The sequence below is a fragment of the Micromonospora reichwaldensis genome (assembly GCF_031845925.1).
In the GTDB taxonomy this organism is placed as follows: Bacteria; Actinomycetota; Actinomycetes; order Mycobacteriales; family Micromonosporaceae; genus Micromonospora; species Micromonospora reichwaldensis.
On sequence record NZ_JAVRFL010000010.1, the window covers coordinates 36033 to 54608 of the forward strand.

The 18576-nt window shown below is 75.0% G+C and carries 17 protein-coding genes; 4 read left to right on the forward strand and 13 right to left on the reverse strand.

Annotated features, from left to right (window positions below):
* Positions 1-33: 33 nt before the first annotated feature.
* The 5 genes from RM555_RS10400 to RM555_RS10420 form a co-directional block, all read right to left on the reverse strand.
* Positions 34-321 (reverse strand): Lrp/AsnC family transcriptional regulator, encoded by a 288-nt coding sequence (locus tag RM555_RS10400; protein WP_088999172.1) that lies wholly within the window; start codon positions 319-321, stop codon positions 34-36.
* A gap of 36 nt (positions 322-357) precedes the next feature.
* On the reverse strand, positions 358-1236 hold the full coding sequence (locus RM555_RS10405) for a nucleotidyltransferase family protein (protein WP_311411548.1): 879 nt from the start codon (positions 1234-1236) through the stop codon (positions 358-360).
* Positions 1233-1775, reverse strand: coding sequence for an NUDIX domain-containing protein (locus RM555_RS10410; RefSeq protein WP_132236153.1), 543 nt, complete (start codon positions 1773-1775; stop codon positions 1233-1235). Before RM555_RS10410 ends, RM555_RS10405 begins: the two co-directional genes overlap by 4 nt.
* Before the next feature lie 53 nt (positions 1776-1828).
* Complete coding sequence (locus RM555_RS10415) at positions 1829-3616, reverse strand: RelA/SpoT family protein (protein WP_311411549.1); 1788 nt, start codon at positions 3614-3616, stop codon at positions 1829-1831.
* Positions 3617-3745: 129 nt separating this feature from the next.
* Entirely contained in the window at positions 3746-5500 is a 1755-nt protein-coding gene (locus RM555_RS10420; protein WP_311411550.1) for a DEDD exonuclease domain-containing protein, read from the reverse strand.
* 127 nt (positions 5501-5627) lie between these two features.
* On the opposite strand from RM555_RS10420, the gene RM555_RS10425 reads away from it, so the two are divergent.
* Together RM555_RS10425 and RM555_RS10430 are read left to right on the forward strand one after the other, a co-directional pair.
* Positions 5628-7103, forward strand: a complete 1476-nt coding sequence (locus RM555_RS10425) for an NYN domain-containing protein (RefSeq protein ID WP_311411551.1) — start codon at positions 5628-5630, stop codon at positions 7101-7103.
* 144 nt (positions 7104-7247) lie between these two features.
* Positions 7248-7460, forward strand: a complete 213-nt coding sequence (locus RM555_RS10430; RefSeq protein WP_311411552.1) for a hypothetical protein — start codon at positions 7248-7250, stop codon at positions 7458-7460.
* Positions 7461-7536: 76 nt separating this feature from the next.
* On the opposite strand, the gene RM555_RS10435 is transcribed toward RM555_RS10430, so the two are convergent.
* The 4 genes from RM555_RS10435 to RM555_RS10450 all read right to left on the reverse strand — a co-directional run bounded on the left by RM555_RS10435 (position 7537) and on the right by RM555_RS10450 (position 10797).
* Entirely contained in the window at positions 7537-8328 is a 792-nt protein-coding gene (locus RM555_RS10435; protein ID WP_311411553.1) for an ABC transporter permease, read from the reverse strand.
* Entirely contained in the window at positions 8325-9281 is a 957-nt protein-coding gene (locus tag RM555_RS10440; RefSeq protein ID WP_311411554.1) for an ATP-binding cassette domain-containing protein, read from the reverse strand. Before RM555_RS10440 ends, RM555_RS10435 begins: the two co-directional genes overlap by 4 nt.
* Positions 9282-9358: 77 nt before the next feature.
* Positions 9359-10204 carry a DUF4097 family beta strand repeat-containing protein gene (locus RM555_RS10445; RefSeq protein ID WP_311411555.1) on the reverse strand — a complete coding sequence of 282 codons (846 nt, stop codon included), beginning with the start codon at positions 10202-10204 and terminating at the stop codon, positions 9359-9361.
* A gap of 77 nt (positions 10205-10281) precedes the next feature.
* Entirely contained in the window at positions 10282-10797 is a 516-nt protein-coding gene (locus tag RM555_RS10450; protein WP_311411556.1) for a hypothetical protein, read from the reverse strand.
* Between the two features lie 235 nt (positions 10798-11032).
* Between RM555_RS10450 and RM555_RS10455 the strand changes: the two genes are divergently transcribed.
* Together RM555_RS10455 and RM555_RS10460 are read left to right on the forward strand one after the other, a co-directional pair.
* The gene (locus RM555_RS10455; RefSeq protein WP_311411557.1) at positions 11033-12292 is read left to right on the forward strand and encodes a M48 family metallopeptidase; all 1260 of its coding nucleotides are present in this window, start codon (positions 11033-11035) and stop codon (positions 12290-12292) included.
* The gene (locus tag RM555_RS10460) at positions 12289-13413 is read left to right on the forward strand and encodes a glycosyltransferase family 4 protein (RefSeq protein WP_311411558.1); all 1125 of its coding nucleotides are present in this window, start codon (positions 12289-12291) and stop codon (positions 13411-13413) included. The genes RM555_RS10455 and RM555_RS10460 overlap by 4 nt, the downstream gene beginning before the upstream one ends.
* A gap of 13 nt (positions 13414-13426) precedes the next feature.
* On the opposite strand, the gene RM555_RS10465 is transcribed toward RM555_RS10460, so the two are convergent.
* The 4 genes from RM555_RS10465 to RM555_RS10480 form a co-directional block, all read right to left on the reverse strand.
* A complete protein-coding gene (locus RM555_RS10465; RefSeq protein WP_311411660.1) occupies positions 13427-15082 on the reverse strand; it encodes a putative bifunctional diguanylate cyclase/phosphodiesterase in 1656 nt (551 codons plus the stop codon).
* Between the two features lie 115 nt (positions 15083-15197).
* Positions 15198-16007: an SAM-dependent methyltransferase gene (locus tag RM555_RS10470; RefSeq protein WP_311411559.1), complete on the reverse strand. Its 810-nt coding sequence runs from the start codon at positions 16005-16007 to the stop codon at positions 15198-15200.
* A 194-nt stretch (positions 16008-16201) separates the two neighbouring features.
* Positions 16202-16870 carry a response regulator transcription factor gene (locus RM555_RS10475; protein WP_007072219.1) on the reverse strand — a complete coding sequence of 223 codons (669 nt, stop codon included), beginning with the start codon at positions 16868-16870 and terminating at the stop codon, positions 16202-16204.
* Positions 16871-16877: 7 nt separating this feature from the next.
* Positions 16878-18572 carry a sensor histidine kinase gene (locus RM555_RS10480; RefSeq protein ID WP_311411560.1) on the reverse strand — a complete coding sequence of 565 codons (1695 nt, stop codon included), beginning with the start codon at positions 18570-18572 and terminating at the stop codon, positions 16878-16880.
* Between the last annotated feature and the right edge of the window lie 4 nt (positions 18573-18576).

The window sequence follows — 18576 nt, forward strand, 5'->3', positions numbered from 1 at the left end:
CGCCTCCGGGCGGGCCGCCCGCCGGGCTGGGCGTCAGTCGGCGTTCGCGAGGCCGATCGCGAAGGCCTCCTCCAGATCGTGCTGGGAGTACGCCCGGAAGGCGATGTGCGACTCGGTGTTGAGCACCCCGGGCACCTTGGAGATGCTGCCGGCGATCACCTGCGCGATCTGCTCGAACTCCCGGACCCGGACCATCGCGATCAGGTCGACGTGGCCCGCCACCGAGTAGACCTCGCTGACGCCGGGCAGGTTGGCCAGGTTCTCGGCCACCTCGGGGATCGAGTCGGTGGCGCAGTCGATCAGCACGATCGCGGTGATCACGGGGCATTTCTCCGTTCGTCGGCGTCGTCGCCCATGCTAGAGGCTTCCCCGGCCCGGGGACGGCGGTGTGCCGGGGACGGTGAGGGCGGTGCCGGCGCGTACCGCGTCGCGCAGGTGCTCGCCGGGCCCGACGGTGGCGCCGGGCCAGACGACCGCCCGCTCCACGTCGCCGTGCACGACGGCGCCCGCGCCGACCACCGCCGAGCGGCAGCGGCCCGTCACCGTGGCCGTCGGGTCCACCAGGTTGCCGCCGCCGGCCGCGTGCAGGTTGGCCGCCAGGTAGTCGGCCGGGGTGCCGGTGTCGTAGAAGGTGCCGGGGTACGGCACGACGGTCAGCGCGCCGGCCGCCTCCGCCGGCCGCCAGAGCGCCCGGACGAGGTCGCCGAACCCGACCGGCAGCTCCCGCACCAGTCGCCACGGCAGCAGCGAGAAGCCGGTGAAGACGTGGCCGTCGAAGGTGCCCGGTGCCGCCGGGTCAGGGGCGGGCTGGCCGAGCAGGCGTACGGAGTCGCCGTCCCAGTCGTGCAGCAGCGCGGCGATGTCGGGGCCCGGGGGACGGGCGGGGTCGGCGAGATAGGCGTCGGCGTTGCCGACCAGCACCCCGCGCCCGGCGATCCAGTCCCGCAGGTTCGCCACGCCACCGGCGGTGCCGAGCGGGTCGCCCGGTTCGACCGAGAGGTGGGCGCGGTCCCCGACGTGCTCGACGACCTGGTCGCCGAGGTAGCAGGCGTTGACGGCGACCCGGCCGGGCCCGACCAGGCCGAGCCCGGCCAGCCGGTGCAGCGCCCGGTCGAGCAGCGGCACGTTGCCGACCGGGCAGAGGGCCTTGGGCAGCCGCTCGGTCAGCGGCCGCAGCCGGGTGCCCTCGCCGGCGGCGAGCACCACCGCGCAGACCTCCGCCCGGCCGACGGTCACGGCTTCTTGTCGGGCACCGGTGGCGGGAACTGCCCGGCCAGCGGCCCGATGTCGTAGTACGCGAGCAGCCGGGCCGTCGGCCAGGTCAGCTTGGGCAGGTCGTCCAGCGGGTGCCAGGCGGCCTCGTAGACCTCGGCGCCGTCGACCTTCAACTCGGTGCTCGACGCCGGCACCTCGGCGGTGAACACGACGTCCACCCAGCCCTTGGCGTGCACCACGGCGTTCGGCACGGCGGGGCTCAGTTGCCGGGGCGACAGCCGGATCCCGGACTCCTCGTGCAGCTCACGGGCGGCGCCCACCACCGGCGCCTCCCCCTTCTGCAACAGGCCGGCCGGCAGGCCCCAGCCCCTGCCGGGCGGCTGACGCAGCAGCAGCAGCCGGCCCGCGCCCTCCGCCTCGCTGTCCCGGACCAGGGTGACCGCGCCGACGATGTACTTCGGCACGGCCAGCCGGACCAGGCGGCGGCGTACCGGCAGGGGCAGCCGGTAGAAGACCTGGTAGGCGACGGCTCGACCGGTGGCGCGCGAGCGGGGGATCATGCGTCCAGGCTAGTGGCCGCGAGGAGCGTTCGGACCACCCGGGCCCGGGGCGGTCACTGCCGGTGGTCCACCAGGTCGATGAGCTGGCGTACGACCGTGTCCGGTTCGATCACCCGGTCGAAGACCGCGACCAGCAGCGTCTCCAGGTCGGGGTAGCCCAACTCCTCCGACAGCCGCAGCAGCGGCAGGTCGCTCGCGAGGCCCCGGTCGTGCTTGCGCAGGGCCAGCCCGATGGTGGCCCGGCCGAGGCGGACCTTGTCGGTGATGGAGATGCCGGGCTCGGTGTGATCGGCGAACCACCGGCTGATCTGCATCTGCGCCTGCGGCGACTTGACGAAGCCGAGCCACTCCCGGCGGGGGCCACGCGGGGCGGCGTCGGCGTCGAAGCCGTTCGCCGCGTCGGTCTCGGTGAAGATCTCCACCACGTCGCCCTCGTCCAGTTCGGAGGAGAGCGGGGCCAGCCGGCCGTTGATCCGCGCCGCGAGGCAGTGGTCGCCCCGCTCGGTGCCCAACTCGTACGCGAGGTCCACCGGGGTCGCCCCGGCGGGCAGCACGACCTGGCGCCCGTCGGCGAAGACCTGGATCTGCGCCTCGGCGAGGTCGCAGCGCAGCGATTCGAGGAACTGGGCCGGGTCGGCCGCGTCCTGCTCCCAGTCGAGCACCCGGCGCAGCCAGTCGAGCTGCTCCGCCCGGGCCGTGCCGCCGCCGGAGCGCGGGAAACGGAAGTCGGCGGCGACCCCGTACTCCGCCGAGCGGTGCATCTCCACGGTGCGGATCAGCACCTCCACGGTGCGGTTCCTGGGCCCGCAGACGGTGGTGTGCAGCGAGCGGTAGAGGTTGTTCTTGGGGGAGGCGATGAAGTCCTTGAACCGGCCGGGGACCGGCCGCCACACGCCGTGGACCGCGCCGAGCGCCGCGTAGCAGTCGGTCGGCGGGCCGTCCACCACGATCACGATGCGGGGCAGGTCGAAGGGGGCGCTGTGGCCGCCGGCCACGGTGTCTTTCCAGATCGAGTAGAGGTGCCGGGAGCGGGGGGTCACCGCCGCGTCCACCCGGCTGCGGCGCAGGGCCGACTTCGCGCACGTGACCACCTCGTCGAGGTACGCGTCCCAGCCGGGTCGGTCGTGCACGTGCCGGGCGATCCGGGCGTGCTCGTCGGGCTCCAGGTGCAGCAGCACCACGTCGTCGAGCTCGCGCTTGAGCGTCTGGATGCCGAGCCGGTCGCAGAGCGGGACCAGCACCTCCTGCGTCTTGCGGGCGATCCGCTCCCGGGACGCCGCGGACCGGACGCCCAGGGTGCGCATGTTGTGCAGCCGGTCGGCCAACTTGATGATCAGGACCCGGACGTCCTTGCCGGCCGCGATGATCATCTTGCGGATCGTCTCGGCCTCGGCGGCCTTGCCGTAGAAGGCCTTGTCGAACTTGGTCACCCCGTCGACCAGGTGCGCCACCTCCGGCCCGAAGTCCTCGGCGAGCGCCTGGAGGGTGTAGCGGGTGTCCTCCACGGTGTCGTGCAGCAGCGCGGCGACCAGGGTGATGGCGTCCATGCCGATCTCGGCGCAGATCTGGGCCACCGCCAGCGGGTGCGTGATGTAGGGCTCGCCGCTCTTGCGGAACTGCCCGCGGTGCATGTTCTCCGCGATGGTGTAGGCCCGGCGCAGCACGGAGGGCTCGGTGCCGGGATGGATCGTCCGGTGGGTCCGGACGAGGTGGCTGACCGGGTCGGTGTCGGCGGTGGGCCAGCTCAGCAGCGAGCGCAGCCGGCGGGCCAGCGGCAGCTCGCCCGCCTGGGTCGGAAGGGCGCCCCCCAGGGCGGCGCCGTGTCCGGCGTCGACGTCCACGTGGGACACCTCCTCACCCCGGCTCCACGGCCGCCGAAACCCGGCAACCGGGAGCAGGCCCACGAAACGGGCAGGACTGCACTTCTCTAACAGCCTAAGGGAGTGGAGGTAGTCCGATCGGTCACTTGGTCATGGGCGTTCGGTCGAGCTTTGGTGGGACGCGGCGTTCTCGGCCTTGCGCAGCAGGTCGCGGAAGCGGGCCGCACCGGCCACCGGGGACGCCCAGCCGGACGACATCTCCACCAGCCTGGTCTCCGGACGCTCCAACCAGGACAGGATGCGTTCGGTCTCCTCGGCCGAGGCGCGCGGGACCGGGCCGTGGCCGGGCGGGACGGTCTCGGCGGTCGCCCGGATCGAGGCGATCGTCGGTCGGGGGTGGACGCCGGGGGGTGAGACCCCCGCCCCGGCCAGCCGGCCGTGCCGCACCAGCGCCAGCTCCCAGCCGCCGCGGGCCGCCGGACGCGCGGCGGCCAGCTCGGCGATTCCGGTCAGCGCCGTCAGCCGTTGCATCCGCACGGTCGCCCGCAGCACCGCCGCCAGCCGGGACCGGGCCACCGCCGCCTCCTCGTAGCGCTGGGCGTCCGAGAGCGTGTCGATCCGGGCGAGCAGGGCGTCGACCACCCGCTGCGGGTCGCTGGCGGTGGCGGTGCGGAACGGCGCGACCGCGCGGGCGTCGTACTCCTCCGGGGAGATTCGGTGCTCGCAGGGCGCCGGGCAGCGGCCCAGCTCGGCCAGCGCGCAGGCCGGCGTGACCGTGCGCAGCGAGAGCCGGTGGGTGCACTGGCGCAGCGGCACGGCGTCGTGGAAGCCGGCGGCGGCCAGCTCGGCCGCCCGACGGGAGCTGAACGGCCCGAGGTAGGCGGCGTCGCCGGGGGAGATGGCCCGGACCACCGACAGTCGCGGGTAGGGCCCGTCGGTCAGCTTCAGCCAGAGCACCCGCTCCGGGAACTTCGACCGCCGGTTGTACGGCGGGGCGTGCGCCCCGATCAGCCGCAGCTCCCGGACCTCCGCCTCCAACGAGTGGGAGCACTCCACCGCCTCCACCCGCTCCGCGGCGGCGAGCATCTCGGAGATCCGGGCCCGCTTCTCCGCCGCCGTGAAGTAGCTGCGCACCCGGGTGGCGATGTCGCCGGAGGTGCCGACGTAGAGCGGCCGGTCGTCGGCGGCCCGGAAGATGTAGACCCCCGGCGCCTTGGGCAGGCCCTCGGCCAGGTGCCGCTTGCGCCGCTGGGTGGGGGTGACCGCCCGGGCGAACTCGATGGCGTCGCCGACGGTGTCGACCCGGTGCCCGCCCAGCCGGGCGATCAGCCCGTGCAGCACGTCGACGGTGGCCTTGGCGTCGTCGAGGGCCCGGTGGGTCGGCTGGGTGGCGGTGCGGAAGTAGGCCGCGAGGGTGCCGAGCTTGCGGTTGGGCACCTCGTCGCGGGTGAGCACCCGGCGGGCCAGCGCGGCGGTGTCGAGCACCCGCGGGTTGGGCCAGCGGTAGCCGTGCTTCGCGCACGCCGCCTTGAGGAAGCCCACGTCGTAGGGGGCGTTGTGGGCGACAAGCACGGCGTCGGTGATGAACTCCAGGAAGCTCGGCAGCACCTGCTCGATCGGCGGAGCCGGCACCAGCATCGCCTGGGTGATGCCGGTGAGCACGGTGATGAACGGGGGGATGGGCACGCCGGGGTTGACCAGGGTGGCCAGCACCCCCAGCTCCTCGCCGCCGCGCACCTTGACCGCGCCGATCTCGGTGATCCCGCCGCCGTCCGGCGCGCCGCCGGTGGTCTCCAGGTCGACCACCACGAACGTCGTCGCGTACAGCGGCAGCGCCGGGTCGACCCCGCCCGCACCGGGGTCGAAACCGGCCAGCGGCTCCTGGACGTACTCGGTCTGTGCCATCGGCGGCACGCTAACGGTCCGGTCCGACACTCCCGTCCCAACGGCACCAGACGTCACCACCGGTCTAGGATGAGAGATCGGCTCACTCACCGGGCGGTGGGCCCGGTCGCGGTGGGAGACTTGCCACATGCCCCTCACCGAGCCGCACGACGACCACCTCCGGCAGGAGGATCCGGTCGACGCTGCGCGCGACCCCGGTGAGGGTGCCCCCGCCGGGACCACCCCGCCCGGCGCCACGACCGCCGAGGCTTCGGCGCCCGAGTCCGAGGCGTCCGAGCCTGAGGCGGCGGCGCCCGAGCCGGAGCCCGTGTTGCCGGAGCCGGTCCGGCAGCGCATCGTGGCGCTCACCGCGACGGTGCTGCCGGGGCTGCCCGCCGACGAGGTGCCGGTCCCGCTGCGCCGGGTCGCCAAGTTCGCCCCCAACCGCCGGGCCCGGCTCGGCGCCCCGGCCATCGCCGCCCAGCTCACCGCGGACCCGCTGTTCCGCCAACGGATCACCGCCCGGGTCCTCGCCGACACCGGCGACCTGGGCGCCGCCGTGCTGGAGGGCACCGCGCCGGCCGCCGCCGACCCGGTCGAGGTGGCCGCGCTGGCCTACCTGGCCCGCCCCCGGGGCTGGCGGGAGCTGATCGAGGCCAGCGGCGCGGCGGTCCGCGCCGAGGCCGACAGCGCGGTGGTCGCCGAGCTGGTCCGCGAGGCCGAGCAGCGGGCCACCCGCGCCGAGCACGACCGGGCGGTGGCCCGGGTCGAGGCGGAGAAGCTCCGCGACGAGCTGGCCCGGGTCCGCGAGGAGCTCGGCCAGCTGCGCGAGGAGAGTCGGCAGCTGACCCGTTCGCTGCGCGAGACGCAGGCCCGCGAGCGCAAGGCCACCGAGCTGCTCGCCACCGAGCGGGGGCGGGCCGCCCGCGCGACGGCGGACGCCGACGCCGAGCTGCGCCGGGTCCGGGCCCGGCTGGCCGAGGCCGAGGCGGCGGCGGGGGTCGCCCGGGCCAGCGCCAAGGAGGCCCGCTCGGTCGACGACGCCCGGCTCTGGCTGCTGCTGGAGACCATCGGGCAGGCCGCCGTCGGGCTGCGCCGCGAGCTGGCGCTCGACCCGGTCGACAAGCTGCCCGCGGACTTCGTCGCCGACGCCTTCGCCGACCAGACCGCCGCCCCGGCGGCCGGCGCCGCGACGCGCGCCCGGGACACCGACGACCCGGCCCGCCTCGACCAGCTGCTCGCCCTGCCCCGGGCGCACCTCGTCGTCGACGGCTACAACGTGACCAAGCGCGGCTTCGGCGAGATGTCCCTGGAACAGCAGCGCAAGCGGCTGATCACCGGCCTGGGCGGGATCGCCGCGCAGACCGGCGACGAGGTCACGGTGGTCTTCGACGGCGCCGAACGGATGCACGGGCTACCGCCGGCGCCGCGCGGCGTACGGGTGCTCTTCTCCCGCAAGGGGGAGACCGCCGACGAGCTGATCCGGCGCCTGGTCCGCGCCGAGCCGCCGGGACGGCCGGTGGTCGTGGTCTCCTCCGACCGGGAGGTCGCCGACGGCGTACGCCGGCACGGGGCGTACCCGCTCGGCGCCGACTCGCTGCTGCGCCGCCTGGCCCGTTCCTGATCGGGGTGCTTGATCGCTTTCGGGCCGTCCGCGACCGGTTGTCCCTTTTCTGTCGTACCCCCCGCCTACCGTCGTGGTGACCGACGGTGCTCGGGCGGCGACAGTGACGCCGCGCCCGGTCACCGCAGCGCATCAGGAGGCGAGATGCTCATCGACTGCGCGGGGTGCGCCATCCGGGAGACCGGCTGCGCCGACTGCCTGGTGACCGCCCTGCTCGACGACTCGTCCCCGGCCGCCGGGCTGGACGGCGCGGAGGCCCGGGCGATCGAGGTGTTCGCCCGGGCCGGGTTCGAGGTGGAGGTCCTGCCCGCCCCCGGGCCGGCCGGACGGCGCACCCGACGCCGCCGTGTCGCGTGACGGGCCGCGGCCGGTGCCCCCGACGACGCCCGTTCCCCCGGCCGGTGGCTCGGGAAACGGGCGTCGGGGGCGACGGTCAGCGGGACGGGTCCCGGTTGAACAGCTTCTTCGACCAGAGATAGCCGACCAGCGCGATGGCGGCGCACCAGGCCGCCGCGAGGGCGGCGTTCGTCCCCACCGGCCCGCCGGTCAACAGGCCGCGCAGGGTCTCGATGATGGGGGTGAAGGGCTGATACTCGGCGAACTGCCGCAGCCCGTCGGGCATCGAGTCGGTGGGCACGAACCCGCTGCCGATGAAGGGCAGGTAGGTCAGCGGCATGGGGAGGTTGCTCGCCGTCTCGACGCTCTTGGAGACCAGCCCCAGCGCGACCGAGAGCCAGATGAAGGCGAAGGCCGTCATGACCAGCACGCCGGCGGCCGCCAGCCAGGCCAGCGCGCCCGTGGTGGGCCGGAATCCGATCAGCAGGGCGACCCCGGTGACCATCGCCAGGCCGAGCATGCTCTGCGCCAGGCTGGCCAGCACGTGCCCGGTCAGCACCGACGCCCGGGCGATCGCCATGGTCCGGAACCGGGCGATGATGCCCTCGGTCATGTCCATCGCGACCGACACCGCCGTCCCGGTGGCCGCCAGGCCGGCGGTCATCAGCAGGATCCCCGGCGTGACGTAGTTGACGTAGTCACCCCGGTCGCCCGAACCACCGCCCAGCCCGGCGCCGAGGGTGCCGCCGAAGACGTAGACGAACAACAGCAGCAGCATGATGGGCATGCCGACGAGCAGCACCGTCATCGACGGGTAGCGCACCCAGCGGCGCAGGTTGCGGCGCAGCATCGTGCCGGAGTCGCGGACGGCGTACGTCACAGTGCTCATCGGGGGGTCCCCACCTTCTCGGGCTGGCCGGTGAGGGCCAGGAAGACGTCGTCGAGATCGGGCGTGTGCACCGACAGCGACTCCACGGCGATCGACTCGCGGTCCAACAGGTCGAGCAGGTCCCGCAGCGACCGGACACCGCCGTCGCCGGGCACGTGCAGGGTGAGCTCGGCGGCGTCGCGGGACTGCCCGGGCAGCACCCGGACGGCCGTGTCGAACGCGGCCCGGTCGGCGAACCGCAGGCTGACGTGCCCGCCGGGGACGAGCCGCTTGAGTTCCGCCGGGCTGCCCTCGGCCACCAGGCGACCGTGGTCGAGCACGGCGATCCGGTCGGCGAGCTGGTCCGCCTCCTCCAGGTACTGGGTGGTGAGGAGGATGGTGACGCCGTCCGCCACCAGGTCCCGGACGATCTGCCACATGGCCTGCCGGCTGCGCGGGTCGAGCCCGGTGGTGGGCTCGTCGAGGAAGACGACGCGTGGGCGGCCGACCAGGCCCATCGCCAGGTCGAGTCGCCGGCGCATCCCGCCGGAGTAGCTGCCGGCGGGCTTGCCGGCCGCCTCGACCAGGTCGAACATCCTGAGCAGGCCCCGGGCGCGCTCCCGCCCATCGGCCCGGGGCAGGTGGTGCAGGTCGGCCATGAGCCGCAGGTTCTCCTCGCCGGTGAGCAGCCCGTCGACGGCGGAGAACTGGCCGGTCACGCCGATCGCGGCGCGTACCGCGTCGGGCTCCCGGGCGACGTCGTGGCCGGCGACCCGCGCCTGGCCGGAGTCGGCGCCGATCAGGGTGGACAGGATCTGCACGGTGGTGGTCTTGCCGGCGCCGTTGGGGCCGAGCAGGGCGAAGATCGTCCCTGCGGCGACGGTGAGGTCGATCCCGTCGAGCACGACGTGATCGCCGAAGGACTTCCGCAGGGCGGTGACCGTGATGGCGGCCGGGGCCGAACTGGGTGGCATGTCTTCTCCTTGACGCCGGCCGTCGGGCCGGTCGAGGGCTGGCCGGCCGTCGGGCCGGGGCGGGGGGACGGGGGCGGTCAGCAACGGCGGATCACGATGTCGCCGAAGGAGGTCCGGGCGGTCACCCGCACGGCGCCCTCGGGCTCGGCGGGCGGTTCGTACGCCTCCAGCTGGTTGTCCACGCGGCCGAACTGGGTGTGCAGGTCGAGCAGGGCGGCGGTGCCGGAGCGGACGCCGATGTCGAGCCCGCCGGTCGCGGTGCGGACCGACACCGTGCCCGCCGAGACCTCGCCGATCCGGATGTCGCCGTTGGCGGCCGTGACGGTGACCGGGCCGTGCGCGCGGTCCACGGTGGTCTCGCCGTTGGCGGCCTTCACCCGCACCTCGCCGGTGACCGTGCCGAGCCAGCTGTCGCCGTTGGAGTTCCTGACCACGGCGTCGCCGTCGACCTGCTGCACCTGGATCCGCCCTGATCCGGTGCTGATCCGGGCCGCACCGGCCACCTGCCCGACGCGGACGCCGCCGGCGGAGGTGTCGAGGTCGACGTCGGCGGTCTGCTCCAGCTGGATGTCGCCGGTCGCGATCCGGACCCGGCAGCTGCCGAGCCGGCCGCTGCCGCGGAACGCCGCCACGGAGGCGTCGCCGTGCAGGTGCGAGCGGGTGGGCAACCCGATCGTCACGTCGACCGAGCCGGGCTTGCCGAACAGCCCGAACCCGCGCTGCCGGGGCGACCTGACGACGAGCCGGCCGTCGGCGTACTCCACCCGGGTCTGTTCGGCGGCCCGTACGTCGGCTTCGGTGGCGGCGTTGCTCGGGCGGACCTCGACGTGGGTGTCGGTGCGGTCGGTGGCGGTGACCTGAACGTCACCGACGACGAGGTCGACGGTGGCCGAGATCGGGGTCGGGGTGTCGAATGTGGGCACGGCGCAGTCCCTTCTGGCGGGTGGACGTCCCGGACCGGGACGGATGGTCGGAGGCGTGTGGCGGACCGGCGGGCGGCTCAGCGGGCCCAGCCGGTGTAGCGCTCCCCGGTGAACGGGGCGCGTCGCTGCGGCTGCCGGCCCGCCCCGCTGGACGCCACGGCGGCCGTGGCCGCCCGGACCAGCCAGGCGTTGACCGAGAGGCCGTCGCGGGCGGCCGCCTCCTCGATACGGCTCTTGAGGTGTTCGGAGAGGCGGAAGCTGATCCGCGAGGTGGCGCCCTCCTCGGCGTCCGCCGCCGGCGGGACGGCCGGCTCGGGGGCCGCGGCCTCGCCCGGCGACTCCGGGCCGGCCGGTGGTGGCGTCACGACGAAGCTCGGCTCCCGCCCGCGCAGGCGCAGCTCGACCGACCCGGGGGCCAGGTCGCGGGTGATCTCGGCCGCCGCCGCGGTCAGCGCGTCCAGGAGCGCCAGCCGGAGCGCCGAGTCGAGCGGCCCCGCCAGTCGCTCGGCGAGTGCGCGGGCCTCGTCGCCGCCGAGTTCGGCGACGCCGGCCAGTTCCTGCCGGAGGTTGTCGACATACGACGTCAGATCCATGACGTCACTATGGCATCAGGATGACGTCATGGCAAGCCATGTTGGCTTCGGGTGGCGCCATGATGGCAAATGATGACGCCAGGGGGGTGGATCGGCCGCCGGGACCGCGGGTGCCGGGCCGCGCGGGCGGCGGCGCGGCGGGCAATAGGATGGGCGGTCACGGCGGAGGGAGCGGCGGCATGACGCGGGTACGGATGCGCACTGCTCGCGACGACGCGGCGCCAGGACGGCGGCGGTGACCCCGCGCGGCTGGGCGCTGCTCACCCTCGCCGGGCTGACCCTCGCCCTCCTCGTCGCGGCGGCGCTGCTGATCCCCTGGCACCGGCCGCCGGCCCCCCGGGCCGACCAGCTCGCCGCGCTGGGCGACCTCCCCGCCGAGCAGGTGGCCCGCAGCCGGGAGTTCCGCTCCGCGCTGCGCCCCGCCGGCTGGATCGCGATCGCGACCGGCCTGCTGGTGGCCCTGCTGCTCGGCCTGACCCCGCTGGGCAGCCGGCTCGTCGAGCTGGCCGGGCGCCCGTTCGGCGACCACTGGGCCGCCCAGGCAGTCCTCGGCGGGCTCGCCGTGGTGCTCGTCGCCGACCTGGTGACCCTCCCGTTCGCCGCCTGGCGGCAGGGTGTGCTCACCCGCTACGGGTTGAGCACCAACGGCTGGAGCGGCTGGACCGTCGACCTGCTCAAGTCGTACGCGGTCAGCGCCGTCATCGGAGCGGTGGCGCTGCTCGGCTTCTACACCGTCGTCCGGCTGTCGCCGCGCTGGTGGTGGGCGTTCGGCGCGGCCGGCGCGGCGACCCTGGTGGTGCTGCTCTCCTTCGTGCTGCCGGTGCTCGTGGAGCCGGTCTTCAACAGGTTCACCCCGATGGAGCAGGGCCCGCTGCGCACCCAGCTGACGCAGCTGGCGGCCCGGGACGGGGTCCCGGTGCGCGACGTGCTGGTCGCCGACGCCTCGCGCCGCACCCGGGCGGTCAACGCGTACGTCTCCGGGCTCGGGCCGACCCGGCGGGTGGTGGTCTACGACACGCTGCTGCGCGAGGCGACGCCGGCCGAGGTGACCGCCGTGGTGGCCCACGAGCTGGGGCACGCCAAGGACCGGGACGTCGCGGTCGGCACGCTGACCGGGGCGCTGGGCGCCGCCGCCGCGGTGGTCGCGCTCTACCTGCTCGGCTCCGCCGGCCCGCTGCTGCGGCTGGCCGGCGTCGACTCGGTCGCCCAGCCGCGCGCGTTCCCCCTGCTGGTGGCCCTGGTGACGGTGGCCGGGCTGGTCTCCGCGCCGGCGCAGGCGCTGATGTCGCGGCGGGTGGAGGCGCGCGCCGACGCGCACGCGCTCGCGTTGACCGGCGACCCGGCCGCCTTCGAGGCGATGCAGCGGCGGCTCGCCGGCATCAACCTCGCCGACCCCGATCCGCCACGCTGGGAGTACCTCTACTCCGCCACGCACCCGTCCACGGTCGAGCGGATGGCCGCCGCCCGCGCCCACGCCAGGGAGGCCGGCCGATGAGCCGTACGCTGCTGATCACCAACGACTTCCCGCCGCGCCCCGGCGGGATCCAGTCCTTCGTGCACAACCTCGCGGTGCGCCAGCCCGCCGGGTCGGTGGTCGTCTACGCCTCGACGTGGCGGGGCGCGGAGAAGTTCGACGCCGACCAGCCGTTCGAGGTGGTCCGGGACCGCACCCGGGTGCTGCTGCCCACGCCGCTCGTGGCACGCCGGGCCGCCCGCCTGGCGCGCGCGTACGACTGCGACACGGTGTGGTTCGGCGCGGCGGCCCCCCTCGGGCTGCTCGCCGCGGGCCTGCGCCGCCGGACGGGCATCCGCCGGGCGGTGGCGCTGACCCACGGGCACGAGGTCGGCTGGGCGGCGTTGCCGGCCGCCCGGGCCGCGTTGCGGCGCATCGGGCGCGGCGTCGACGTGACGACCTACCTGGGCGAGTACACCCGGATGCGGCTGGAGCGGGCGCTGCACGGGGTGACCGAGCTGCACCGGCTCGCCCCCGGGGTGGACGTGGACGCCTACCACCCGTCGGTCGACGGCGAACCGGTCCGGCTCCGGCTCGGGCTGGCCGACCGCCCGGTGGTGGTCTGCGTGTCCCGGCTGGTGCCGCGCAAGGGGCAGGACATGCTGATCCGGGCGATGCCCGAGATCCGCCGCCGGGTGCCCGACGCCGCGCTGCTCGTGGTCGGGGGCGGTCCCTACCGGGCCACGTTGGAGAAGCTGGCCCGCCAGACGGGCGTCGATCGGGACGTGGTCTTCACCGGCTCGGTGCCGTCGGCCGAGCTGCCGGCCCACTACGCCGCCGGCGACGTCTACGCCATGCCCTGCCGCACCCGCAACCGGGGCCTGGACGTCGAGGGGCTCGGGATCGTCTATCTGGAGGCCTCCGCGACCGGTCTGCCGGTGGTCGCCGGCGACTCCGGCGGCGCGCCGGACGCGGTCCGCGAGGGCGAGACCGGTTTCGTGGTCCGTGGCCGCGACGTCGCCCAGCTCGCCGACCGGGTGGCCACGCTGCTCGCCGACCGGGACCTGGCCCGCCAGTTCGGCGCGGCCGGTCGCGCGTGGGTGGAGCGGGAGTGGCGCTGGGAGGCGCAGGCGCAGCGGATGGCCGCCCTGCTCGCCGGCTGACGGCGCTGCGGTCTCAGCGCAGGCGGGCCAGGACGCGCTCGGCGGAGTCCGGGCGGCCGAAGTGCCAGCCCTGGCCGGCGTCGCAGTCGATCGCCCGCAGCCGCTCCGCCTGCCCGGCGGTCTCCACGCCCTCGGCGGTGACGGTCAGGTCCAGCGCGTGCGCCAGCGAGACGAGCGAGGCGAGGATCCGCTCGTCGGCTTGGGCCTCCGGCGCCCGCAGCCCGGCCACGAACTCCCCGGCCACCTTCAGCTCGGTCACCGGCAGGTCCCGCAGGTACGCCAGGTTGCAGTAGCCGGTGCCGAAGTCGTCGATGGCGATCCGGACGCCGAGGTCGGCGAGCACCCGCAGGGCCCGGACCGGCTCCTCGGCGGTGCTCATCATGGTGCTCTCGGTGATCTCCAACTGGAGCCGCTCCGGCGACAGCCCGGTATGCCGCAGCAGCGCGCGTACCTCCTGGACCAGGCCGGCACGGCGCACCTGCCGCACGGCCAGGTTGACGCTGACGAACGGGGCGGGCCCGGTGCCGACGGCCCAGCTCTCGGCCTGGCGGCACGCCTCGGCCAGCACCCACCCGCCCAGGGGGACGATCAGCCCGGTCTCCTCGGCCAGCCCGATGAAGCTGTCGGGCCGCAGGACGCCCAGCTCCGGGTGCCGCCAGCGCACCAGGGCCTCCATCCCGAGGACCCGGCCGTCGCGCAGCGAGGTCAGCGGCTGGAAGTCGAGGTAGAACTCGCCCCGCTCCAGCGCCGCGGGGATGGCCGCGGAGAGCGCGTACCGGGCCAGGTCCTGGCGGTCCCGGTCGGCGTCGTAGAGCGCCCAGCGGGCACCACCGGCAGACTTCGCCCAGTGCAGCGTGCTGTCGGCCGCCCGCATCAGGTCACCGGGGGAGGTGCCGGCGACCTCCCGCTCGACGATGCCGATGCTCGCCGAGACGCACAGCTCGTGCCCGTCCACCAGCACCGGCTCGCGTACCGCCGCGAGGGCGGCCTCGGCGACGGCGACGGCGTCGTCGGTGCCGGTGGTGCCCTCGACCAGGACGACGAACTCGTCCCCGCCGAGCCGGGCGACCAGGTGCCCGTCGAGGGCCAGGCGGAGCCGGTCCGCCACGGCCACCAGCAGCCCGTCGCCCACCTGGTGCCCGTGCGAGTCGTTGACCACCTTGAAGCGGTCGAGGTCGAGGAAGCAGACGCCGAGGCGCGCCGAGCCCCCGGCGGGCGAGTCGATGGCCGCGCTGAGGCGCTCCGTCAACAGCGTGCGGTTGGGCAGGTCGGTCAGCGGGTCGTGGGTGGCCTGGTGGCGGAAGCGCGCCTCGCTGCGGCGCAACGCCCGCTCGGCCTCCGCCCGGGCGGTCATCGCGGCCCGGCGGATCGTCTCCTGCTCGTCCAGCGTCCGGTCCCGCATGGCGCGGGCGTAACCGGTGGTCACGGCGGCCAGCAGCCGGGCCAGCCGGTCCTCGACCTCCTCCTCGACCAGGCCCAGGTCGCGGGCCAGCCGGAGTTGGACGACCTCGACCGTACGACCCAGCGCCTCGGCCGAGGCGATGTGGGCGGCGACCAGTTCGGTGCCCACCCGGTGGCCGACCCGCAGGTCGATCGGCTCGGCCAGCAGCGCCGCCGCGAGTTCCTCGGTGAGGCGTTGCAGCAGCGCCTCCAGCTGGGCCTGGGTCATCGGCAGGTAACTGGTGCCGGAGACGGCCTTGGCCCACGCCCGGGCGAAGGTCCCCGGGCGGGACGGGTGCCGCACGGTGGTGCCGGTCGGGGCGACGGTGGTCGCCCCGGGCGGCTCAGCCACCGAGTCGCCCGACGCCGCCGATGAAGGCCGCCCGCTCGGCGTCCTCGGCGCTGTCGGGGGAATCCGGGCGCCACTGCGGCACCCAGACCACGCCGGGGTCGACCAGCTCGAAGCCGTCGAAGAGGGCGGTGAGTTCGCCGCGGCTGCGGATCCACAGCGGATTGTCGGTCCGCCGGTAGACCCGTTCGGCGTCGGCCCGCTCGTCGTCGCCACGGCCGTCGGCGCTGGCCTGCGAGAGCACCAGGTAGCTGCCCGGCGCCAGCGCCTCGCGCAGCGTCCGCAGCAGCTCGGCCGGCCGGTCGTCGTCGGGCACGAAGTGCAGCACCGCCACGATCATCACGGCGATCGGCTGGTCGAAGTCGAGCAGCCGGCGGACGTCGGGGTGGGCGACGATGCGCTCGGGACGGCGCAGGTCCTCCTGCACCACCACGGCACGGTCGTTGCCCTCCAGGATCTCCCGGCTGTGGGCCACCGCCACCGGGTCCACGTCGACGTAGACCACCCGGGCGTCGGGGGCGTCGCGCTGGGCGATCTCGTGCACGTTGCCGACGGTCGGGATGCCCGAGCCGACGTCCAGGAACTGCCGGACGCCGGCGTCGAGGAGGAACTGCACCGCCCGGCGGAGGAACGCCCGGTTCGCCTGTGCCATCAGCGGCGCCTCCGGCACCGCCGCCACCATCGCCTGGGCCGCCGCCCGGTCGACCGCGAAGTTATGCGAGCCGCCCAGGTAGTAGTCGTACATGCGGGCCACGCTGGGGCGTTCGATGTCGATCTCGTCGGGTGCCCAGTCCGGCCGCTGCATGCGTTCACCCCTCTTGTCGGCGTGCGGGACACCGTTGCCCGCGCCGGTATTCTGCCGGCTTGTCGCCCGGGAGACCATAGCGCGCCGCGAACCCTTCGACGCCGCCGCGCGATGCGACGACGACGGGTCCGCGCCGCCCGTGGGCGGTCGCGGACCCGTCGGTGGTACGTCGTCGGGCTCCCGGCGGGAGCGGGTCAGAACTTCGGGGCGTCCGGCGCCTCGAGCAGACCGAGCCGCAGCGCGGTCATCAGCGCCTGGGCCCGGTTCGCCGCGCCCAGCTTCTCGTAGAGCTTCGAGATGTGGGTCTTGGCGGTGGACTCGCTGACGAAGAGCTGCTTGGCGATGCCCGCCACGCTCATCCCGTCGGCGAGCAGCCGCAGCACCTGCCCCTCGCGCGGGGAGAGCTGCGGCCCGGACGGGGCCAGCCGGCGCTTCATCGCCTCGGCCAGGTCGGCGGCCGTGAAGGCGCTGGGGGAGGAGGCGGCGTGCCGGGCGGCGGCGACCACCTCGTCCGCCGGCGCGGTTTTGGGCACGAAGGCGCTGGCGCCTGCCTCCAGGGCACCGAAGAGCTGGTCGTCGCCGGCGTACATGGTGAGCACGACGATGCCCATCGAGGCGCTCGACTTGCGCAGCGCCCGGGTGGCCTCCAGGCCGCTGCCGTCGGGCAGCCGCAGGTCCATGATCACCACGTCCGGCTGCAGCGCACCCGCCTGGCGCACCCCTTCCGCCGCCGTGGCGGCCTCCCCGACGACCTCGAACTGCCGGTCGCGCTCGAACGCGTGCCGCAGGCCCTTGCGGATCAGGTCGTGATCGTCGACAAGGAGGACCTTGGTACGGGTGGCCGGTGTCGGACTTGTGGTCATCCTCGGGTTACTCCCCTTCTACTGCCGCTGCGCTACCGCGCACGTTATCGCGCCGGGGCGAGGAGCCGAGCACCACCGCCACGGTCGTGCCGCTCGGTTGCCGCGGCCTGATCTCCAACCGGCCCCGGATACGTTCCGCCCTCTCGGCCATGATCGCAAGACCGTAGTGCCCGTCGGACCGCTGGTCAGCGATCCCCTGACCGTCATCCGACACTTCGATTTGCGCGTACGGGGGGTCGACCTCGCAGGTGACCCAGAGATTCGACGCGCCCGCGTGCTTGCGCGCGTTGGTGACCGCCTCCTGGGCGATGCGCAGCAACTCGGCCTCGGTGGCGGCGGGCAGCCGCGCGGTGGACTCGTCCAGGGACAGGTGCACGCGCAGCCCGCCGGAGGCGCCGACCGTGCGGGCGTACTCGGCGATCGCGGCGGCCAGGCCGCCGTGCCGGTCCACCTCGCTGCGCAGCTCGAAGAGGCTCAGCCGCAGCTCGGTGATCACCCGGGTCACCTCGCCGCGCAGCGTGCGCAGCGCCTCGGCGGTCTCCTGCGGGTCCTCGTCGACGTACGCCAGGGCGTTGTCGATGCCGTAGCCGACCATCACCAGTTCCTGCGCCACCCCGTCGTGGATCTCCCGGGCCAGCCGCTGCCGTTCCTCGTTGGTGGCCAGCGAGCGGACCTCGTCGAAGAGCAGCGCCGCCTCCAGCCGCAGCGCGGCCGGGCGGGTCAGCCCGGTCACCCGGGACACCACGCCGGGTGGGTACGCCTGCGCCGCGTCCGCCTCCAGCACCACCAGCCCGACGGTGCGCACCCCGGCCACCAGCGGCACGATCAGGGCGGACACGTCGCCGCCGCGGTGCGACCGGGCCTGCGAGCGGGCGGCGGTGTGCGGCTGCTGGCTGGCCCACGCGTCGGCGATGGCCGAGTCCGCGTCCAGCGTCGTCTCCCAGTCGACCCGTTCCACGCCCACCTGGGCGAGCACCACCAGCCGGCCGCCGCCGCTGGCCGACAGGACCGCCGCCCGGTCCGCCCGGGCCACGGTGCGCAGCTCCTCCAGCAGGTGCTCGGAGATGCCGCCCGGGTCCAGGGTGGCCCCGGGCAGCTGCCGGGCGACGGTACGCAGCTGGGTGAGCAGCCGGGTCGCCTCGGCGTACGGCTGCGGCTTGCCCTCGTTGCGGACCTGCATGACCCGGTGCAGGCCGCTGGCGGCGGCGAGGCCGAGCCCGGCCAGGATCAGCCACTGGGCGCAGATCACCAGGTAGCCGAGTTCGCCGATCTGCCGCTGGCCGTCGGTCTCGGTGAGGGCGCCCGCCACCAGCAGGGTGGCCGCCGCGACGGCCAGCAGAGCGACGCCCTCGCGGAACCGGCGGCGCAGCGCGGTGACGGTCACGGGGACCGCCAGATAGGGCAGCACCGCCGAGGCGCCCAGCCCGCCGACGTCCCCGCCGACGGTGGCCACGGCGGCGACCTGGCTCGCGGCCAGCCCCAGCACCAGCACCTCGGCCACCCGGCTGAGCGGGCCGACGGGCCGGTGTTCGGGCGCGAGCAGGGCGGGCAGCCCGGCGACCGCCAGCAGCGCGATCCACCAGAGCTGGCCGGGGTCGTGCGTGGCGTACAGGGTCAGGACGGCGACGAGCGCCAGCATGACCACGCGCGCGGCGGCGGCGAGGGGATGCGGCTGGGGCCGGGGGGACGTCGAGGCGGGCACGTGA